We start from the raw sequence: 14,837 nt of genomic DNA, 5'->3' as shown, positions 1-14,837 counted from the left end.
TACCGGAGGCGGGAACGGGAGCAGGACCGTGCAGGAAAGAGAAGGGAAGACGACATGCCGTTGACCGTCGACGAGAAGAGCCTCAAGCACGGGGTGCTGTCCCTCGTCGTGACGCTGGTCGAGGTGATCCAGGAGGCCCTGGACCGCCAGGCCATGCGGCGCATCGACGGCGGCGACCTCGCCCCGGAGGAGGCCGAACGCCTCGCCGACGCCCTGCTGGAACTGGACGAGGCGATGGAGCAGATCAAGGAGGACCACGGCATCGTCGGTTCGGTCGCCGACCTGCACCGCGGGCTGGACGAGGTGGTCGACGACGTCGTGGACAAGCTGATCAACCCGCAGCGCTGGGCGGAGGAGGCCGGCCGATGACGGAGAACACCGCGCTGTACGTGTACGCGCTGCTGCCCGACCGGCCGGACGCCGCCGAGGGGGTCACCGGTCTCGACGGGCGGCCCCTGAGCGTGGTGGCCGTGCCGGGCACCGGCGTCGCCGCCCTGGTGCACGAGGCCACGCCGACCCCCTTCCAGGGCGACGACGACCGGGTACGGCGCTGGGTCGCCGAACAGAGCGAGGCGGTCACCACCGTCTGGGAACGGGTCGGCAGTGTGCTGCCGATGACCTTCAACGTCCTCGTCGCGGCCGACACCGCGTCCGGACGCACCGCCGAGCAGCGGCTCGGCGACTGGGTCAGGGAGCAGGAGGCGGAGGTCACCGGGCAGTTGGAAGCGCTGTCCGGGCGGTGCGAACTGCGCGTGGAGGTCACCCTCGACCGGGAGGCCGCGGCCGCCGCCGGCGGTACCGCCGCCGACCCGGCGGAGACCGGGACGGCAGCCCGGTCGCCGGGCATGCGCCGGCTGCTCGCCAAGCAGCGGGAGCAGCGCGAGAAGAACGCGGCCGGGCAGGTCGCGGACACGCTGCACGCCGGACTCCGGCGTCGCCTGCTGTCGGTGGTCGAGGACCTGCGCGACCGCGGTGCGAGCCACCGCGACCCCGCGCAGACCGACGTCCTGTCCGCGGCCCTGCTCGTCCGGCACGAGGACATCGACTCGGTCGGCGCCGTCCTGAGCGACGCGCAGGCCGGGCAGCCCGCGCTCCGCATCCGCTTCCTCGGCCCCTGGCCCCCGTACTCGTTCGCCGAGACGCGCCCCCAGGCGGCGGTGGAACACGCGGCGGGCTGAAACGGGTGGGGCCACCCGGCCCGGTCGGACGGTCCGGGTGCCCGGCACGGCGTCAGGAGCCGTACGGTCGGCGGCCCGTGTCCTCCAGATTGCGCCGCAGGCTGCCCGGGGCCCGTAGCGCCTTCTCGATGCTCTCGAGCGACCTGCCGCGGGTCTCGGGGACCTTGAGGACGACGAAGACCACGCACAGCACGTTCATCGCGGCGTACAGGAAGAACGTTCCCGAGCGTCCCACCGCGTTGATCGTGCTCAGTGCGGTCACGGCGATCAGCAGGTCGAACCCCCATACCGTGAGCGTGGCCAGGCTCGTCGCCGGGCCGCGCACGCTCAGCGGCAGGATCTCCGGGGCGACGAGCCAGACGACCGACTGCATGCCGATGCCGTTGAACAGGATGTAGGCGAACAGCGCGGCGATCACGGTCCAGCGCTGGGCGGGTGAGTCGTCCAGCAGGAAGGCGGCTCCCAGCACCGTCATGGCCAGCCCGGACAGCGGCACGAAGCAGAGCATCGTGCGGCGCCGGCCGAGGGCGTCCACGGCGATCGCGCCGGTGACTCCCGCGATGACGAGCATCGTTCCGATACCGATGCCGGTGAGCAGCGCGACCGAGTCGCCGAACCCGGCGTCCGACAGCATCGTCGGGGCGTAGTACACGACGGCGTTGATCCCGGTCAGCTGTGAGAAGGCCGCCACGCCCAGGGCGACGACCAGGGCCGGCCGGACCCAGGGCCTGGTGAGGGCTCGGCGGTCCGCGCGGGGGGCTGCGGCCGAGACCTCGCGGATGCTGCCGATCTCGGCCGCGACGTCCGCGTCGCCGGGGCGAAGGCGGCGCAGGACGGCCGCCGCCGCTTCCTCGTGACCGTGTTCGACGAGCCACCGGGGGCTCTCCGGCAGTCGCAGCATGCCGACGGCGAGCACCAGCGCCGGCACGACGGCCAGCCCGAACATGATCCGCCACCCGCCGCTGCCGGCGAACAGCCACCCGCACAGGTAGGCGAGCAACTGCCCGATGGCCACCATGAGCTGGAACAGGACCATGAGGCGGCCGCGGATGGCCGCCGGGGCCAGTTCGGCGATGTAGACCGGCACCATGTTGGACGCGCCGCCCACGGCCAGGCCGAGCACGAAGCGGGCGGCGATCAGCGACCCGGTCCCCGGCGCGAGGGCGGCGCCCAGGGCGCCGGCGGCGAAGACCACCGCCACCCAGAGGATCACCCGGCGCCGTCCGAAGCGACCGGCGAGGCGGCCCGAGCCCAGTGCGCCGACCATGGCTCCCACCAGGATCACGCTGACGACGATCTCCTGCCCCCGCGAGGACAGCCCCAGATCCTCGCGGAGGTGGAGCAGGGCACCGGAGATGATGCCCGTGTCGTAGCCGAAGAGCAGCCCGCCCAGGGCGGACACGGCCGCGACCGCGTAGACCTGGGTGGGCCGGCCGGCGGACGAGCGGGTGCCGTCGGAGGTGCGGGCGGCCGTGGCGGTCTCAGGCATCGCCCATGACCAGACCCTCGATGGTGTGCTTCTGCGTCACCGGCGTCAGTTCCTCCACGACCGGGCAGTCCAGGTGCCGCCGTACCCGCTCCGGGAGTGTCTCCCAGTAGGCGCGGGTCACCGCGGTGTCGTGCCGGTCGCCGTTCGTCGCCTCGGGCCCGTCGACGCCCAGGACGAGAACGGGCCGGGGCTTGACGGAGTGGTTGGTGGTTCCCCGGTGGATGGTCAGGGCCGTACGTGCCGAGATGTCCCCGCGCTTCGGGTACTTGCGCACGGCCCGCTGCGCGTAGCGCGGGAAGTGGGAGCGGGGCGGGAACATGCCGTGCTCGAACTCCTCGCTGTCGTCCCACTGGGTGCCGGGAGCGATCTCGAAGGGGCCCATGTCCTCCTCGGTGTCGACGGTGGTGACGTTGAACGCGAGGGAGGTGAGGCGCCGTTCGCGGCGGGTCTCCTCGGGCATGGGGAAGTCGCGGTGCCAGGGCTGGTTGACGGCGCCCTCCAGGGGGACGTCGAAACCGAGTTCCACGATGCGGTAGTCGGGGCCGAGGGTCGCGGTGCACAGGGAACGCACCCAGGGATGGTCGACCAGGTCCACGAACCCCCTGATCTGTTCGGGGTGGATCTCGACGTAGTAGCGGTTCGGTCCGCGGCCGACCGCGCCGCCGGGACGGGAGCGGGCCTCCTCGAAGGCCCGGGCGACGTCCTCGCCGAGCGCGTCGGCCCACTGGGGAGTGAACGCCCCCTTGCACGCGGTGATGCCGTCCTCGTACAGGGCCCGCACGTGTGCGGACACGTCGAGGTCCAGGTCGTCGACGTCGATGCCGGGAAAAACGGGCACGGTCATGTGCGCCTCCTTGCGCTGTGCGGACGGCGACCATGTTGCGACGTTGATTGCGACGTTGCAATAGCTGGCCGCAAGATTCTGGAGACTGTCACCGCAGCGTGCGAGGATGTCCGCTGTGAGTAGTCGTCTGAAGGATGTCGCCGCGCTGGCGGGCGTCTCCACCCGCACGGTGTCCAATGTCGTGAGCGGTTCGGCCTCGGTGGCCGAGGAGACACGGGCGCGGGTGCAGGCCGCTCTGGACGAGCTGGGCTACCGGCCGAACGTCGCCGCCCGCAATCTGCGGGCCGGCCGCACCGGCCTCATCGGCCTCGCCATCCCGGAGCTGTACTCACCGTACTTCGGCGAACTCGCCAGCCTGATCGTCCATGCCGCCCGGGACCGCTCGTGGACCGTCGTCATCGACCAGACCTTCGGCGATCCGGAGGCGGAGCGGCGGCTCCTGGAGGGGGACGGCGGCCGTCTCGTCGACGGTCTGATCATCAGCCCCTGGGCTCTCGGCCCCGAGGAGCTGACCGACCGGTCCCGTGACGTCCCCGTCGTCCTCCTCGGCGAGCGGCAGCCGCGGGGACTGGCCGACCGGGTCGCCGTGGACAACGTCCTCGCGGCCGAGGAGGCGACGGCGCACCTGCTGGCATCGGGCCGCAGGCGCGTCGCGGCGATCGGCCCGCAACCGCATCTGCGCAACGAGACGGCCCGCCAGCGCCTTGAGGGTTACCGCAGGGCTCTGCGGGGCGCCGGGCTGGAGCCGGACCCCGCCCTCGAACAGCCCGTGACGACGCTGCACCGGGGGGACGGGGCGGCGGCGATGGCGGCACTGCTGGACGCGGGGGCCCGGCCGGACGCGGTCTTCGCGTTCACCGACGAACTCGCCCTGGGCGCCCTGCACGTGGCCCACGAGCGTGGGCTCGGCGTCCCGGGGGAGCTGGCCGTCGTGGGCTTCGACGGCATCGAGGACGGACGGTACGCCAACCCGCCGCTGACCACCGTGGTCCCGGACAAGCGGCAGATCGCCGAGCGCGCCCTGCAGTGCCTCGCCGATCGCATATACAGCCCGGCCTCCAGGGTGGCGCCCCTCGACATCGTGGTCCCGTACCGCCTCGACGTGCGCGCGAGCAGCGGCCACCGCACCGGCTGAGTCTCCGCCTCGGTCCGCATCGCGGCGCGGGACCGGTCCCGTCACGGCGCGTTCGCGTCGGGCCGGGCCGCCGGGAGGGCGGGGAGGGCCTCCCCGGTCCTCAGGCGGCCGGTCACCTCGAACTCCGCGTCGCGGGCGGCCCGTCGGGCCAGGGTCCGTCCGTCGGCCTCGGCCCTCACGTCGCCGGAGACGCCGAGGCTCGTCACCGCGCGGCTGCCCGCCGCCAGGACGTACCAGTCGCCCCCCGGCGAGCGCCAGCGCGTTCCGGCCACCACGTGCTGGCCGAACCTGCTGCACGCGGCCGTGTCGTCCTCCCGCGCCACCGGCCGGGCGGCCATCGGCCCCGAGGTGCGCAGGTGCACCGAGACGTCGCCGTCCCCGCGCCAGGTGACCGCACGGGAGCACGACCACACGACGCGTCCGCCGCCGCGGGGGAGGCGCTGCTCGGCGAAGTCCCAGAGGTTGACCGCGCGGACCGGGGCGTCGGGGCGGCTGCCGAGGTCACAGGCCAGTCGGCTCCACGCGGTCAGGGCGGCCGTGCCGGTCGCCTCCCTGGGCCGGCGGGCCGGGGGAGTGCCGCTGCCGGGGAGCGGGGTGTAGGTGAGGTGGGTGGGGGAGAGGCCGCCGAGGTCGGCGACGAGGAAGGCGTGGTCCTCCACGATGCGGGAGGAGGACCGCAGGTGCAGGACGGGGCGCCGCTCGCAGCCGCCCCCGACGGGGGCGACCGGCACGGGCTCCGTCACGCCGGTCGCGGAGACGTCGAGGGGGGTCGCCGCCCGGTCGGGGCGCAGCAGGTCGCGGCTGCCCGCCTCGGCGATCCAGGGGGCCAGCAGGTAGCGGGCGGTCGCGCCGTCCGCCGCCAGGGTGACCGCGGCGGCGGTGGTCACGTCCGCTTCGTCGGCGCGGGCCACGGACAGCGCGGGGGCGCGGTCACCGGCGCCGACCGCCTCGGAGTACCTGGCCAGCCGCAGGCCGTCGTGCAGGAGGACGACGGCCCGCCCGCCCACCTCGCCCGCGTACAGGAGTTGGGGGGAGCGGGGCGGGGGATCGGCCGGCGTGCCGGGTGCGAGGGCGACGTCCGCCGCCGTGCGCGCCGGACGCCGCCAGGTCTCCAGGGCGCGACCGAGCAGCTCGTCGTCGCGGGTGCGGTCGCCGCGGGCCGGCCATGCGGTGAAGTCGACGCGGGAGGTGTCCGCCCACGTCTCGGGAGCCGTCCGGCGCAGCAGGTGCGGGGCCGGTGCCGAGGCCGGCTGCTCGGAGGCGCTGCGCGGTGTGTCGTGGAGGACGACGAGGGCGGTCGCCGTGACGGCGCCGGCGAGCAACGCGGCACCGGCCACCCGGATACGCCGCCTGCGGCGCAGCAGGTCCGTCGGCTGGGCCCACACCGTGCAGGCGTCCAGCTCGCTGGGGCCCGGGGAGACGGAGTCGGCACCCACCGTGCCGCCGACGTCGAGCCGTAACCGGTCCGCCTTGCGCACGGCCCCCTCCGGATCGCCGGCCCCGGCCGCCCGCAGTACGTCGAGCACGTCCGGTTCCGGGAGCCGGTCCATGTGGCGCAGGACGTAGGCGCCCCGGGTGGCCGGTTGCTCGCTCGCCAGCAGCCGGGCCACCGTCATGTCCTCGGAGCTGCCCGACCGGGGCAGCAGCCGCAGTCCGATCACGATCGGCAGCGCGGGGAGCAGCCCCGGGGAGGCCCGATGCCGGTGCGGCCACCGGCCCCGCCGTCCGCGGCCGAGCGCGGCCCGCAGGACCACCGTGCGCAGCTCGTTGCGGGGGTCGGCCGTCGCCGGCGCCGGCGACGCGGGACCGCGGCGCGGCGCGGGCACCCGCGGGGTGCGCGGTGCCGTCCCACCAGCCCCAGGGAGCGCCCGCTGGACCACGGAGTGGGCCGTCAGGATGCGCCTGTGCCGTCCGGCCGACGCCGGCAGTACCAGGTAGGCGAGGCGTACGAGGGAGCCGTACTGCTCGACCAGCACGGCTTCCGACCGCTCGACGCGGGCGCGGGACGTGACGACCGGGCTGCGGAACCGACCGAGTGACATGGACAGGCGCCCTTCGCGACCGGGGATCTGCTGCTACCTGTCTCTCAAACGAGTGAATCGCGTGATGGTCACATGACGTCCGGTGCTCCACCGGTTGACGCGTGCCCGACCCGGCCCTCGGCGCGCGGGCGGGATGGCCCGTTTCAGGTGAGACGGTATCGGGTGAAGCGACGGCTGTAGCATGCCGTCATGGCCGCTCACGCTTCTTCCCGGGACGCCGCGCCGCGCGCGAGCGACCGTCCCGGAGACGCCTCGCCCTTCGCCCTCGGCCTGCTGCTGCGGCGGGCGCACTGGCGTGCGGCCGGCCTGATGTCGGAGGCGCTGCGGCCGCTCGGCCTCGAACTGCGGCACTTCGCGGTACTCATCGTGCTGGTCGACCGCGGTCCCACCATGCAGCGGGACCTGGCGGCGGAGACGGGGACGGACAAGGCGGGGGTGATGCGGGTCGTCGACGACCTGGAACGCAAGAACCTCGCCGTGCGCAGGGCCGTCCCCGGGGACCGTCGAGCGCGGGCCGTGGAGATCACCGCCGAAGGGCTGGAGCTGTTCGACGCGGCCCACGTCGCCGCCGAGCCACTCGCCGAGCGGCTGGTCGCCGACCTGGGGCCCGAGGGCTCCGAGCAGCTGACGCGCCTGCTGACCCGCCTCGCCCATCCGGGCGGCGGCGAGGAGTAGGGCGCCCGGACGAAGGACGCCCCGGCGTGGGCCGGGGCGGTGCGGGCTTCGGCGTGCGGGTTCAGCCGCCGCTGTTCGCGGTGAGGCGCTCGGTGAGTTCCTTGGCCTTGGTGACGGCGTCGGCGTGGGCGCGTTCCCGGGAGGTCTCGAACAAGGGCGTGAGCTCGGACATGGCCGGGTTGCGGGGGGCCATGGTGAGTTCCGGAACGATGAAGTCGAGGTCCAGGCCGAGGGTGCTGCGGAGCACGGCCTCCAGGTAGTTCTGCACGAACTCGAAGTTCTCGCGCGGGGTGCCCGGCGCGTAGGAGCCGCCGCGGCTGGCGACCACCACGGTCGGCGTGCCCTGCGCGGAGGGCGCCTCGCCGGCCGTGCGGCCCATCAGGAGCACGCTGTCCAGCCATGCCTTGAGAGTGGACGGGACGGTGTAGTTGTACATGGGAGCGCCGATCAGGATGGCGTCCGCCCGCTCCAGTTCCTCGATGAGCTCCAGGCGGACGGCGAACGCGGCGGCCTGTCGAGCGGTGCGCTCGGAGGGGTCGGCGTAACCGGCGGACCAGGCGTCGGCGGTGATGTGCGGGACGGGGTCGGTGGCGAGGTCGCGGTAGATCACCGTGCCCTCCGGGTGCTGTTCCTCCCAGGTGCGACGGAACGCGGCCGTGACGGAGCGGGACGCGGACGCCTCGGTCGGGAACACGGACGAGTCGATGTGCAGAAGCGTGGCCATGGAGCTTCTCCAGAAAGCGGTATCGGTGCCCGGCGGCAGCCGGGGCTGTGGCTGCTCGGGCATCTAGTTATACACGAGATAGTCGCGAATGATACTGTCGCAATCGCAACCATGATCATGAACGACAGGGAGATGTGTCCTCATGGATGTCTACGAGGCGGTCGAGACCCGGCGCTCCGTACGCCGCTTCACCGACCGGCCCGTCCCGCAAGAGGTGCTGAGGCGTGTGCTGTCCGCCGCGGCCTGGGCGCCCTCCGGATCGAACCTCCAGCCCTGGCACGCCTTCGTGCTGAGCGGCGGGCCGCTGGCCGCGCTCAAGAAGCGCGCGGGGGCCCGCCTCGCCGCCGGTGACCCCTGGGACGAACCGGAGTACGAGCAGTACCCGGCCCAGCTGAAGTCGCCGTACCGCGAACGCCGGTCGGCCTTCGGGGAGCAGCGGTACGGAGCCCTCGGCATCGCGCGCAAGGACACGGAGGCGCGCCAGAGGGCGGCGTCCGCGAACTGGGAGTGCTTCGGGGCGCCCGCCGCGCTGTTCTGCTACATCGACCGCGATCTGGGCCGTCCGCAGTGGTCCGATGTTGGCATGTTCCTGCAAAACGTGATGCTCCTGCTGCGTGCGGAGGGCCTGCACAGTTGCACACAGATGGCTTGGGCGAAGTTCCACAGGACCGTCGCGGAGACCGTGGCACCCCCGCGCGACCTGATCCTCTTCTGCGGCATGTCCATCGGGTACGAGGACAGCGCCGTGCACGCCGCCCGGACGGGCCGGGCCGCGCTGGAGGAGACGGTCACGTTCGTGGACGGCCCCTGACGCTCCCCCCTTCGCGGCGCTCGAAGCGCCGTTTGCCTCCTCCGCCCACACAGTGGTTCCTGAGCCACACGTTTTCGGAGAAGAGGAGAGGCACGCCATGAAGATCGCGGTGATCGGTGGTACCGGGCTGATCGGCTCGCAGGTCGTCGAGAAGCTGGACGCGGCCGGACACGAGGCGGTACCGCACTCGCTGTCGACCGGCGTCGATGTCCTCAGCGGGCAGGGGCTGGAGGGGGCGATGGAAGGAGCCGACGTCGTCGTCAACCTGACGAACAGCCCCACCTTCGACGACGCGTCCCCGGCCTTCTTCCGGGACTCCATGGACAACCTGCTGGCCGCGGCACGCAACGGCGGGGTGGGCCACTTCGTCATCCTCTCCATCGTGGGCGTCGACCAGGTGCCCGAGCTGGACTACTACCGCGCCAAGGTGTTGCAGGAGGAACTCCTGCGAGGCGGTCGGGTCCCGTACTCGATCGTGCGCGCCACCCAGTTCATGGAGTTCATGGAGGCGGTCCTGACCTGGACGGCCGACGACGAGAACGTCCGCCTGCCCGCCACGCCGATCCAGCCGATCGCCGCGAAGGACGTGGCCGCGGCGGTGGCCGAGGTCGCCGTCGGCGCCCCGCTGAACGGCATCCGCAACATCGGCGGACCCGAGGTCTTCGCCCTCGACGACCTGGGCAGGCTGACGCTCTCCCGCAAGGGCGACACCCGCTCGGTCGTCACCGATCCGACCGCCGGCATGTTCGCGGCCGTCAAGGGCGACGTCCTCACCGACATGGACGCCCACCTGGCTCCCACCCGGTACACCGACTGGCTCTCCTAGGTGCGCCGCCGGGGGTGGCGGGGGCCGTCGTCCGACGGCCCCCGCCACACCGTGCGCCACCGCCCCACTGCCGCCCTGCGGGCGACGGTGTCCGGTGCGATCGCGGCTCAGTGGTCCCCCGGCCGCGCGCGGCTGAGTCCGGCGGTGCGGCGGATCCGCTTGGTACGACCGCGTTCCGCTAGGAGCCGGAGCACCTCGGCGTTCGCGGTCGCGGCGGCCCTGAGCTGGAGCCAGTCGGACGCGCCCAGCAGGTCGTCCGGCCGCCACGGCCCCTGCCGCACCACGACGCGGAGCAACGACCACTCCAGCAGACGGCGTGTGAGGAACGGTTCGTCCCCCACCGCCCGCGTCATCGCCTCGCTCCACGCCGCGAATCCGGGACCGGGAAGGAGGTCGCCGGCCCGACGGTCCAGGTGGCGCAGTACGGCGGACCGTGCCATCGTCCGGTCCGGATCGCCGAGGACCCGTGCCACCACGGCCGGCTCCCGTGCGCCGGTGGCCTGGGCCAGCTCGCGGAGGTGGGCGGCGAAACGCGCATGCTCGGCAGGCTCGTCCGGGGCGGTGTCGGGGGCGTTCACTCGGTGTGGTCCCTCCCTCGCGCCGAAAGGGGGGAACGCACGGTGCCGCCACGCTTCCGCGTACTCGCCACGGCCCTCCGACCTGCGATGTCCTCCATACCTGTCACACATTCCCCCGCAGAACTGTCATCAGTGTGTAACTCCCTACCCGGCTAGGAGAAACCATGGAATCGCGTCTCAACTTCTTCGGCAACGCCTTCGCGGGCAAGATCCTCAGGCACATCAACTCCGCCAGCAGGATCGCCGCGGAGTCGGGCCTGCCGACCGCGACGCAGGAATTGGTGAAGATCCGCGCCAGCCAGATCAACGGCTGCGGGTTCTGCACCGACATGCACACGAAGGACGCGGTCGCCGCCGGAGAGACCCAGCTGCGGCTGAACCTGGTCGCCGCGTGGCGTGAGGCGAACGTGTTCACCGAGGCGGAGCGCGCGGCGCTGGAGCTGGCCGAGCAGGGCACCCGGATCGCCGACGCGGCCGGGGGAGTCCCCGACGAGGTCTGGCAGAACGCCGCCAAGCACTACGACGAGGAGCAGCTCATCGCGCTCGTCTCCCTCATCGCCATCATCAACGCCTACAACCGCATCAACGTGATCAACCAGCAGCCCGCCGGCGACTACCAGCCCGGTCAGTTCGGCTGACGCCCGGGACCCGGCGGCCGCCGCCGGTACACCACCCGCCACGCCAACGGTGTGTTCCACCCGTTGGCGTGGCGTCATGTCGGCCCCCGGCACGGCAACGCCGGTCGCCAGCGGCCGACGGAACGCCCCAGCAGGTGGCCCCGGAGCGTGGGACGGCCCGCTCCGGGAGCGACGAACCCGGGAGCCTCGGCCCCGGAACCGCATGAGCCCTCGGTGAGAACCTCACCGAGGGCTCAGCCCGTCACCGGCCCGGTGCTTCCTCCGCACGGCGGCAGTGCGCGCGGATCAGCGCGACCACGGTGTCGGCGGTGTGGGCCAGATGACTGCGGCCGTCGGGCAGCAGAGCCGTCCGGCTGATGTAGCTCCGCGGCCCGACGTGCGTGGCCGGCTCGAAGCGGTGCACGGTGATCTTTCCCTCGCGGGCGGCCCGGTTCCAGCCGCTGCCGCGGAAGAGCGGCCAGCGCTGCGGGAACATCCAGGTACCGACCCGCTCGATCCGGTCGTCCGACCCGGTGAGCCGATGCACGTGCTCGGCGCGGGTGAGGTCGTTGGCACCGTTGTGGAAGCCGCCGAACATGATGAGCAGCAGGGGGCAGCCCAGCCGCTCGTGCAGTTCGTCGACCGCACCGGTGGCCACCTGAGCCCCGCCGCTGTAGCTCAGCAGGACCACGGGTACGCCGCTGCCGGAACGGTACCCGGCGAGCCGCAGCTGGGTGGCGATCTGCGAACCGACGGCCCGGTTGTACAGCGGCCGGTAGCGGTGGTCGGCGGCCACGAAGATCTGCATGACGTTGTGCAGGAAGAGCAGCAGACCGACGCGCCGGCGCAGCCACGACCACACGGGCCGGTCGGCCAGCGGGTCGGCGAGCGGCGAGTACGGCTGGACCTGCCCCAGCACCCGCAGTTCCGGCGCCCCGTCGAGCACGGCCCTGACCAACTGGCCGCCGTCCCGGCTGTCGCGGACCCGGCGCTTGCCGATCCCGTCCAGATAGACCAGGTAGGCGTCCGGGGGGCGGTCCGGGTCCGCGCCGCGTGCGTACGGCACGCCTTCCGGCAGCTCGGTGATCGGGGCCCGCCAGCCGGCACCGTAGGCCAGCACCTCGTAGCGGGCCAGCAGGCCCTCGGCGAGCAGGGCGGGCCCGAGGGCGACGGCCCAGAGCACGAAGTCGTTCATGGAGTCTCCACCGCGTCGGTGGCGCTGATCCGCACGACCAGCCGCCGTACCCCTTCGACCGTGACCCCCAGGAGCACTCCGGCCACGGCCACGCAGCCGGCGGCGGTCCACCAGCCCAGACCGGTCTCCGCGGACAGCGGACCGGTCAGACCGGCGCCCACCCCGACGAAGAGCAGGAGGTGGAGCAGGGGCCCGAGCAGGGGGAACGCGAGCACGGCCGAGAGGGCCAGGGGGATGAGCAGGCCGGGGGTCCACTCCAGCCCGCCACCGGGAGGTGGCGAGGACAGCAGGAGTTCGGCCAGGGTCCAGGCCGTCAGCGGCCAGAGCGCGAACACGGCACCCTCGACGACCGCGCCGGCCAGCAACAGCCGGACGATCCGCCTGCGGGGCACGCCGGGCCGGCCCACCGCGACGGGCGTGACGCGCCCGAGGGCCTCCGACAGCCCGGCGAGCATCAGCAGGGCGACGACGACAGGCGGCATCGCTCAACCCTCCTGCGGCGGGACGGGGGCCGGGGGAGCGGCCGGGCCGGCCGGACGCAGGTACCGCTCCAGTTCGTCGGCGGCCCGCCGGTACCCGCCCGCCTCACGCTGAGTGGCCCGCAGACCGGCCGTGGCCGCCCGGTACCGGGAGTCCTCCAGCAGGCGCCGGGCGACCGCGCGCACCGAGTCCTCGGTGACGTTCTCGGTGCGGATCGACAGGCCCGCTCCGAGCTCCACGACGCGGCGGGCCACCATCGGCTGGTCGGCGCCCTGCGGGACGACCAGCAGCGGCACACCCGCGAACATGGCCTCGTTGACACTGTTCATTCCACCGTGGGTGACGAACAGCGCCGCACGGTCCAGCACCTCCAGCTGCGGCACGGAGCGGCGGGCGAGCACGTTGACGGGCAGGGCGCCCAGCGCCGCCGGGTCGGTCTGCCCGGTGGAGACCACCACCGTTCCGCCCAGTGGGGCGAGCGCCGTGGCGAAGGTGCGCAGCAGCCGCGGGTCGGCGTTGAAGACCGTGCCCAACGAGGCGTACAGCACCGGGTCCCTGAGCCGGTCGGACGGGAAGGACGGGTCGTCCGGCCGGGCGCCGATGCTGGGGCCCACGAACCGGTAGGACCGGTCGAACTCCTCGACGGCGGGCTGGAAGGCCCGCGAGGTGTACACGAGGTTCAGCGGCTGCCGTATGTCGGCCAGGTCGAGCAGGGGCACCCCCGACGTGGCGTAGCGGCGGTGCAGCGCCAGCCGTGCCGCCGCGTAGCCGAGGAAGCTGCGGGGGCGGGCCGCCGCCGCGGTCAGCAACTCCCGTGAGCCGCGGGTGGGGCTGGGCACGTGGCGGTTGTAGGCGAACGTGGTGAACGACGACGCGGCCGGCACGCCCAGCTCACGGGCGGCGAGCGCGCCCCACAGGCAGGCGCTGTCGTGGACGACCAGGTCGGGCCGGTCGTCGCCCAGGTCGGCGAGGACGGCGGGCAGCAGACCGAGTGCGGTGCGCGCCAGGGCCTCGACCAACGTGACGGGCGTCGGCGGGTCCGGGAGCGGCTGGTCGCCGCCCGGGTAGAGGCGCACGGACGCACCGGTGGCCGCGATCTCCTCACGGAACGCGGGAGACGTGTGGTACGTGACGGTGTGGCCGCGCCGGACCAGCTCGGCCGCGACGGGCAGCGTCGGGTTGATGTGCCCGTGCATGCCGATGTTGAGGAACGCGATGGTACTCACAGGCCGGCCCTCGCAGCGGTGCGGTTCGGTGCCCACCCGGTCACGGTCGACGCGGCCGGTTCCGGCTCGGTGCCGGCGGGGCCGGCCGGAGCCTGATCGGCCCGGTACAGGCCCGGCCCGCTGACCCGCAGGCCGTCGATGAAGCGTCCGGCCGTCGTGGCTGCGGCGTCGATGAGCCGCCGGCTGTGGCGGAAGTCCCACGGGGCGGGCCAGACGTCTGTCCCGGTCGGCAGGACGACGGTCGGGACCCGGCGGGACACCTCGGTGAGGTCCCGTTCGATCTGACGGTGCATGAGCACCAGGCCGACCCGCGCCGCGATGGCACCCGCCCGCGGGGGCGGCGTGGTGTCCGGCAGCGGTGAGCTCTCCGGGCCGGTCGGCACCACCACCACGCTGGCCGCCCCCGCCCGCAAGGCCGCCAGGACCGGGACGTACGCGATCAACCCGCCGTCGACGAGGGTGCGGCCCTCGCGGTCGACCGGGGGGAGGATGCCCGGGATGGCCGCGCTCGCGAGCAGGGCGGTCTCGAGGTCACCGTGGTCGAGAAGTGCCGGAGCACCGGTGACCAGGTCCATCGCCACCGCCGTGAAGGGCACCGCCAGACGCTCGATCCTCGACGGCAGCCCGGCCCGGGCGATCAGGCGGCGCAGGCCCCGGTCCGTGAAGATGCTGGCCCGCGAGGACGGGAGACCGAGCTGGTACACGTCGCGCCGGCGCAGTTCGGTCCACACGTGCTCCAGCCACGGGGCGGCCCGGTCGGGATGCGCCGCCGCTATGGCCCCGTTCAGTGCGCCCACCGAGGTGCCGATGATCATGTCCGGTCGGAATCCGCGCTGCTCCAGAGCGTGCCCCACACCCACATGAGCCGCTCCGAGCACGCCACCGGCGCCCACCACCACGGCCACGGGACGGGGGAGGGCGTCCAGACCCACCGGCTCCGGGTCTCTCGGGTCACCCTCGCTGGAGCCGGTGCGCGGCGACGGAGCCGACGGGTCCCGGCGGCGGGTCAGCATCATG

General features: G+C 73.4%; 16 protein-coding genes. 7 read left to right on the top strand and 9 right to left on the bottom strand.

The genetic code is table 11. The features are described from left to right. Positions 1 to 54 precede the first annotated feature (54 nt). The gene (locus ACGF5T_RS17745; protein WP_356611528.1) at positions 55 to 369 is read left to right on the top strand and encodes a gas vesicle protein K; all 315 of its coding nucleotides are present in this window, start codon (positions 55 to 57) and stop codon (positions 367 to 369) included. Next, entirely contained in the window at positions 366 to 1,178 is an 813-nt protein-coding gene (locus ACGF5T_RS17740) for a GvpL/GvpF family gas vesicle protein (RefSeq protein ID WP_356611530.1), read from the top strand. Before ACGF5T_RS17745 ends, ACGF5T_RS17740 begins: the two co-directional genes overlap by 4 nt. A 52-nt stretch (positions 1,179 to 1,230) precedes the next feature. On the opposite strand, the gene ACGF5T_RS17735 is transcribed toward ACGF5T_RS17740, so the two are convergent. Together ACGF5T_RS17735 and ACGF5T_RS17730 are read right to left on the bottom strand one after the other, a co-directional pair. Next, positions 1,231 to 2,667, bottom strand: coding sequence for a sugar porter family MFS transporter (locus tag ACGF5T_RS17735; RefSeq protein WP_356611531.1), 1,437 nt, complete (start codon positions 2,665 to 2,667; stop codon positions 1,231 to 1,233). Then, entirely contained in the window at positions 2,660 to 3,511 is an 852-nt protein-coding gene (locus ACGF5T_RS17730; RefSeq protein WP_356611533.1) for a phytanoyl-CoA dioxygenase family protein, read from the bottom strand. The genes ACGF5T_RS17735 and ACGF5T_RS17730 overlap by 8 nt, the downstream gene beginning before the upstream one ends. A gap of 115 nt (positions 3,512 to 3,626) precedes the next feature. Between ACGF5T_RS17730 and ACGF5T_RS17725 the strand changes: the two genes are divergently transcribed. Beyond that, complete coding sequence (locus ACGF5T_RS17725) at positions 3,627 to 4,646, top strand: LacI family DNA-binding transcriptional regulator (RefSeq protein ID WP_361013218.1); 1,020 nt, start codon at positions 3,627 to 3,629, stop codon at positions 4,644 to 4,646. A gap of 41 nt (positions 4,647 to 4,687) precedes the next feature. Here the strand turns inward: ACGF5T_RS17725 and ACGF5T_RS17720 are convergent, their stop codons facing one another. Next, positions 4,688 to 6,688 (bottom strand): hypothetical protein, encoded by a 2,001-nt coding sequence (locus ACGF5T_RS17720; protein ID WP_366769012.1) that lies wholly within the window; start codon positions 6,686 to 6,688, stop codon positions 4,688 to 4,690. Between the two features lie 189 nt (positions 6,689 to 6,877). Here ACGF5T_RS17720 and ACGF5T_RS17715 point away from each other — a divergent pair, with 189 nt between their 5' ends. Next, a complete protein-coding gene (locus ACGF5T_RS17715) occupies positions 6,878 to 7,363 on the top strand; it encodes a MarR family winged helix-turn-helix transcriptional regulator (RefSeq protein WP_356611540.1) in 486 nt (161 codons plus the stop codon). A gap of 61 nt (positions 7,364 to 7,424) precedes the next feature. Here the strand turns inward: ACGF5T_RS17715 and ACGF5T_RS17710 are convergent, their stop codons facing one another. Beyond that, positions 7,425 to 8,087, bottom strand: coding sequence for an NAD(P)H-dependent oxidoreductase (locus ACGF5T_RS17710; RefSeq protein ID WP_356611542.1), 663 nt, complete (start codon positions 8,085 to 8,087; stop codon positions 7,425 to 7,427). 142 nt (positions 8,088 to 8,229) lie between these two features. Between ACGF5T_RS17710 and ACGF5T_RS17705 the strand changes: the two genes are divergently transcribed. Together ACGF5T_RS17705 and ACGF5T_RS17700 are read left to right on the top strand one after the other, a co-directional pair. Further along, a complete protein-coding gene (locus ACGF5T_RS17705; RefSeq protein WP_356611543.1) occupies positions 8,230 to 8,898 on the top strand; it encodes a nitroreductase in 669 nt (222 codons plus the stop codon). Between the two features lie 97 nt (positions 8,899 to 8,995). Next, on the top strand, positions 8,996 to 9,724 hold the full coding sequence (locus ACGF5T_RS17700) for an NAD(P)H-binding protein (protein WP_356611545.1): 729 nt from the start codon (positions 8,996 to 8,998) through the stop codon (positions 9,722 to 9,724). Between the two features lie 107 nt (positions 9,725 to 9,831). Here the strand turns inward: ACGF5T_RS17700 and ACGF5T_RS17695 are convergent, their stop codons facing one another. Next, a complete protein-coding gene (locus ACGF5T_RS17695; protein ID WP_356611546.1) occupies positions 9,832 to 10,302 on the bottom strand; it encodes a hypothetical protein in 471 nt (156 codons plus the stop codon). 164 nt (positions 10,303 to 10,466) lie between these two features. On the opposite strand from ACGF5T_RS17695, the gene ACGF5T_RS17690 reads away from it, so the two are divergent. Beyond that, entirely contained in the window at positions 10,467 to 10,940 is a 474-nt protein-coding gene (locus ACGF5T_RS17690) for a carboxymuconolactone decarboxylase family protein (protein WP_356611547.1), read from the top strand. A 241-nt stretch (positions 10,941 to 11,181) separates the two neighbouring features. Here the strand turns inward: ACGF5T_RS17690 and ACGF5T_RS17685 are convergent, their stop codons facing one another. The 4 genes from ACGF5T_RS17685 to ACGF5T_RS17670 are packed head-to-tail and all read right to left on the bottom strand — an operon-like array spanning position 11,182 to position 14,836. Continuing rightward, a complete protein-coding gene (locus tag ACGF5T_RS17685) occupies positions 11,182 to 12,114 on the bottom strand; it encodes a hypothetical protein (RefSeq protein ID WP_366769011.1) in 933 nt (310 codons plus the stop codon). Further along, a complete protein-coding gene (locus tag ACGF5T_RS17680) occupies positions 12,111 to 12,596 on the bottom strand; it encodes a hypothetical protein (protein WP_356611551.1) in 486 nt (161 codons plus the stop codon). Before ACGF5T_RS17680 ends, ACGF5T_RS17685 begins: the two co-directional genes overlap by 4 nt. Positions 12,597 to 12,599: 3 nt before the next feature. Further along, the gene (locus tag ACGF5T_RS17675; RefSeq protein WP_366769010.1) at positions 12,600 to 13,820 is read right to left on the bottom strand and encodes a macrolide family glycosyltransferase; all 1,221 of its coding nucleotides are present in this window, start codon (positions 13,818 to 13,820) and stop codon (positions 12,600 to 12,602) included. Then, positions 13,817 to 14,836 carry a patatin-like phospholipase family protein gene (locus ACGF5T_RS17670; RefSeq protein WP_361013238.1) on the bottom strand — a complete coding sequence of 340 codons (1,020 nt, stop codon included), beginning with the start codon at positions 14,834 to 14,836 and terminating at the stop codon, positions 13,817 to 13,819. Before ACGF5T_RS17670 ends, ACGF5T_RS17675 begins: the two co-directional genes overlap by 4 nt. Position 14,837: the final 1 nt, after the last annotated feature.

Source organism: Streptomyces sp. NPDC047853 (assembly GCF_043204535.1).
In the GTDB taxonomy this organism is placed as follows: Bacteria; Actinomycetota; Actinomycetes; order Streptomycetales; family Streptomycetaceae; genus Streptomyces.
The sequence above is the reverse complement of the archived record's forward strand: the minus strand, read 5'-3'. Positions and strand labels throughout refer to the sequence as shown.

Excerpts from the sequence above, each read along its gene's own strand:
- ACGF5T_RS17745 (WP_356611528.1), top strand. The coding sequence starts at position 55 with ATGCCGTTGACCGTCGACGAGAAGAGCCTCAAGCACGGGGTGCTGTCC.
- ACGF5T_RS17740 (WP_356611530.1), top strand. The coding sequence starts at position 366 with ATGACGGAGAACACCGCGCTGTACGTGTACGCGCTGCTGCCCGACCGG.
- ACGF5T_RS17735 (WP_356611531.1), bottom strand. The coding sequence starts at position 2,667 with ATGCCTGAGACCGCCACGGCCGCCCGCACCTCCGACGGCACCCGCTCG.
- ACGF5T_RS17730 (WP_356611533.1), bottom strand. The coding sequence starts at position 3,511 with ATGACCGTGCCCGTTTTTCCCGGCATCGACGTCGACGACCTGGACCTC.
- ACGF5T_RS17720 (WP_366769012.1), bottom strand. The coding sequence starts at position 6,688 with ATGTCACTCGGTCGGTTCCGCAGCCCGGTCGTCACGTCCCGCGCCCGC.
- ACGF5T_RS17715 (WP_356611540.1), top strand. The coding sequence starts at position 6,878 with ATGGCCGCTCACGCTTCTTCCCGGGACGCCGCGCCGCGCGCGAGCGAC.
- ACGF5T_RS17710 (WP_356611542.1), bottom strand. The coding sequence starts at position 8,087 with ATGGCCACGCTTCTGCACATCGACTCGTCCGTGTTCCCGACCGAGGCG.
- ACGF5T_RS17705 (WP_356611543.1), top strand. The coding sequence starts at position 8,230 with ATGGATGTCTACGAGGCGGTCGAGACCCGGCGCTCCGTACGCCGCTTC.
- ACGF5T_RS17700 (WP_356611545.1), top strand. The coding sequence starts at position 8,996 with ATGAAGATCGCGGTGATCGGTGGTACCGGGCTGATCGGCTCGCAGGTC.
- ACGF5T_RS17690 (WP_356611547.1), top strand. The coding sequence starts at position 10,467 with ATGGAATCGCGTCTCAACTTCTTCGGCAACGCCTTCGCGGGCAAGATC.
- ACGF5T_RS17685 (WP_366769011.1), bottom strand. The coding sequence starts at position 12,114 with ATGAACGACTTCGTGCTCTGGGCCGTCGCCCTCGGGCCCGCCCTGCTC.
- ACGF5T_RS17680 (WP_356611551.1), bottom strand. The coding sequence starts at position 12,596 with ATGCCGCCTGTCGTCGTCGCCCTGCTGATGCTCGCCGGGCTGTCGGAG.
- ACGF5T_RS17670 (WP_361013238.1), bottom strand. The coding sequence starts at position 14,836 with ATGATGCTGACCCGCCGCCGGGACCCGTCGGCTCCGTCGCCGCGCACC.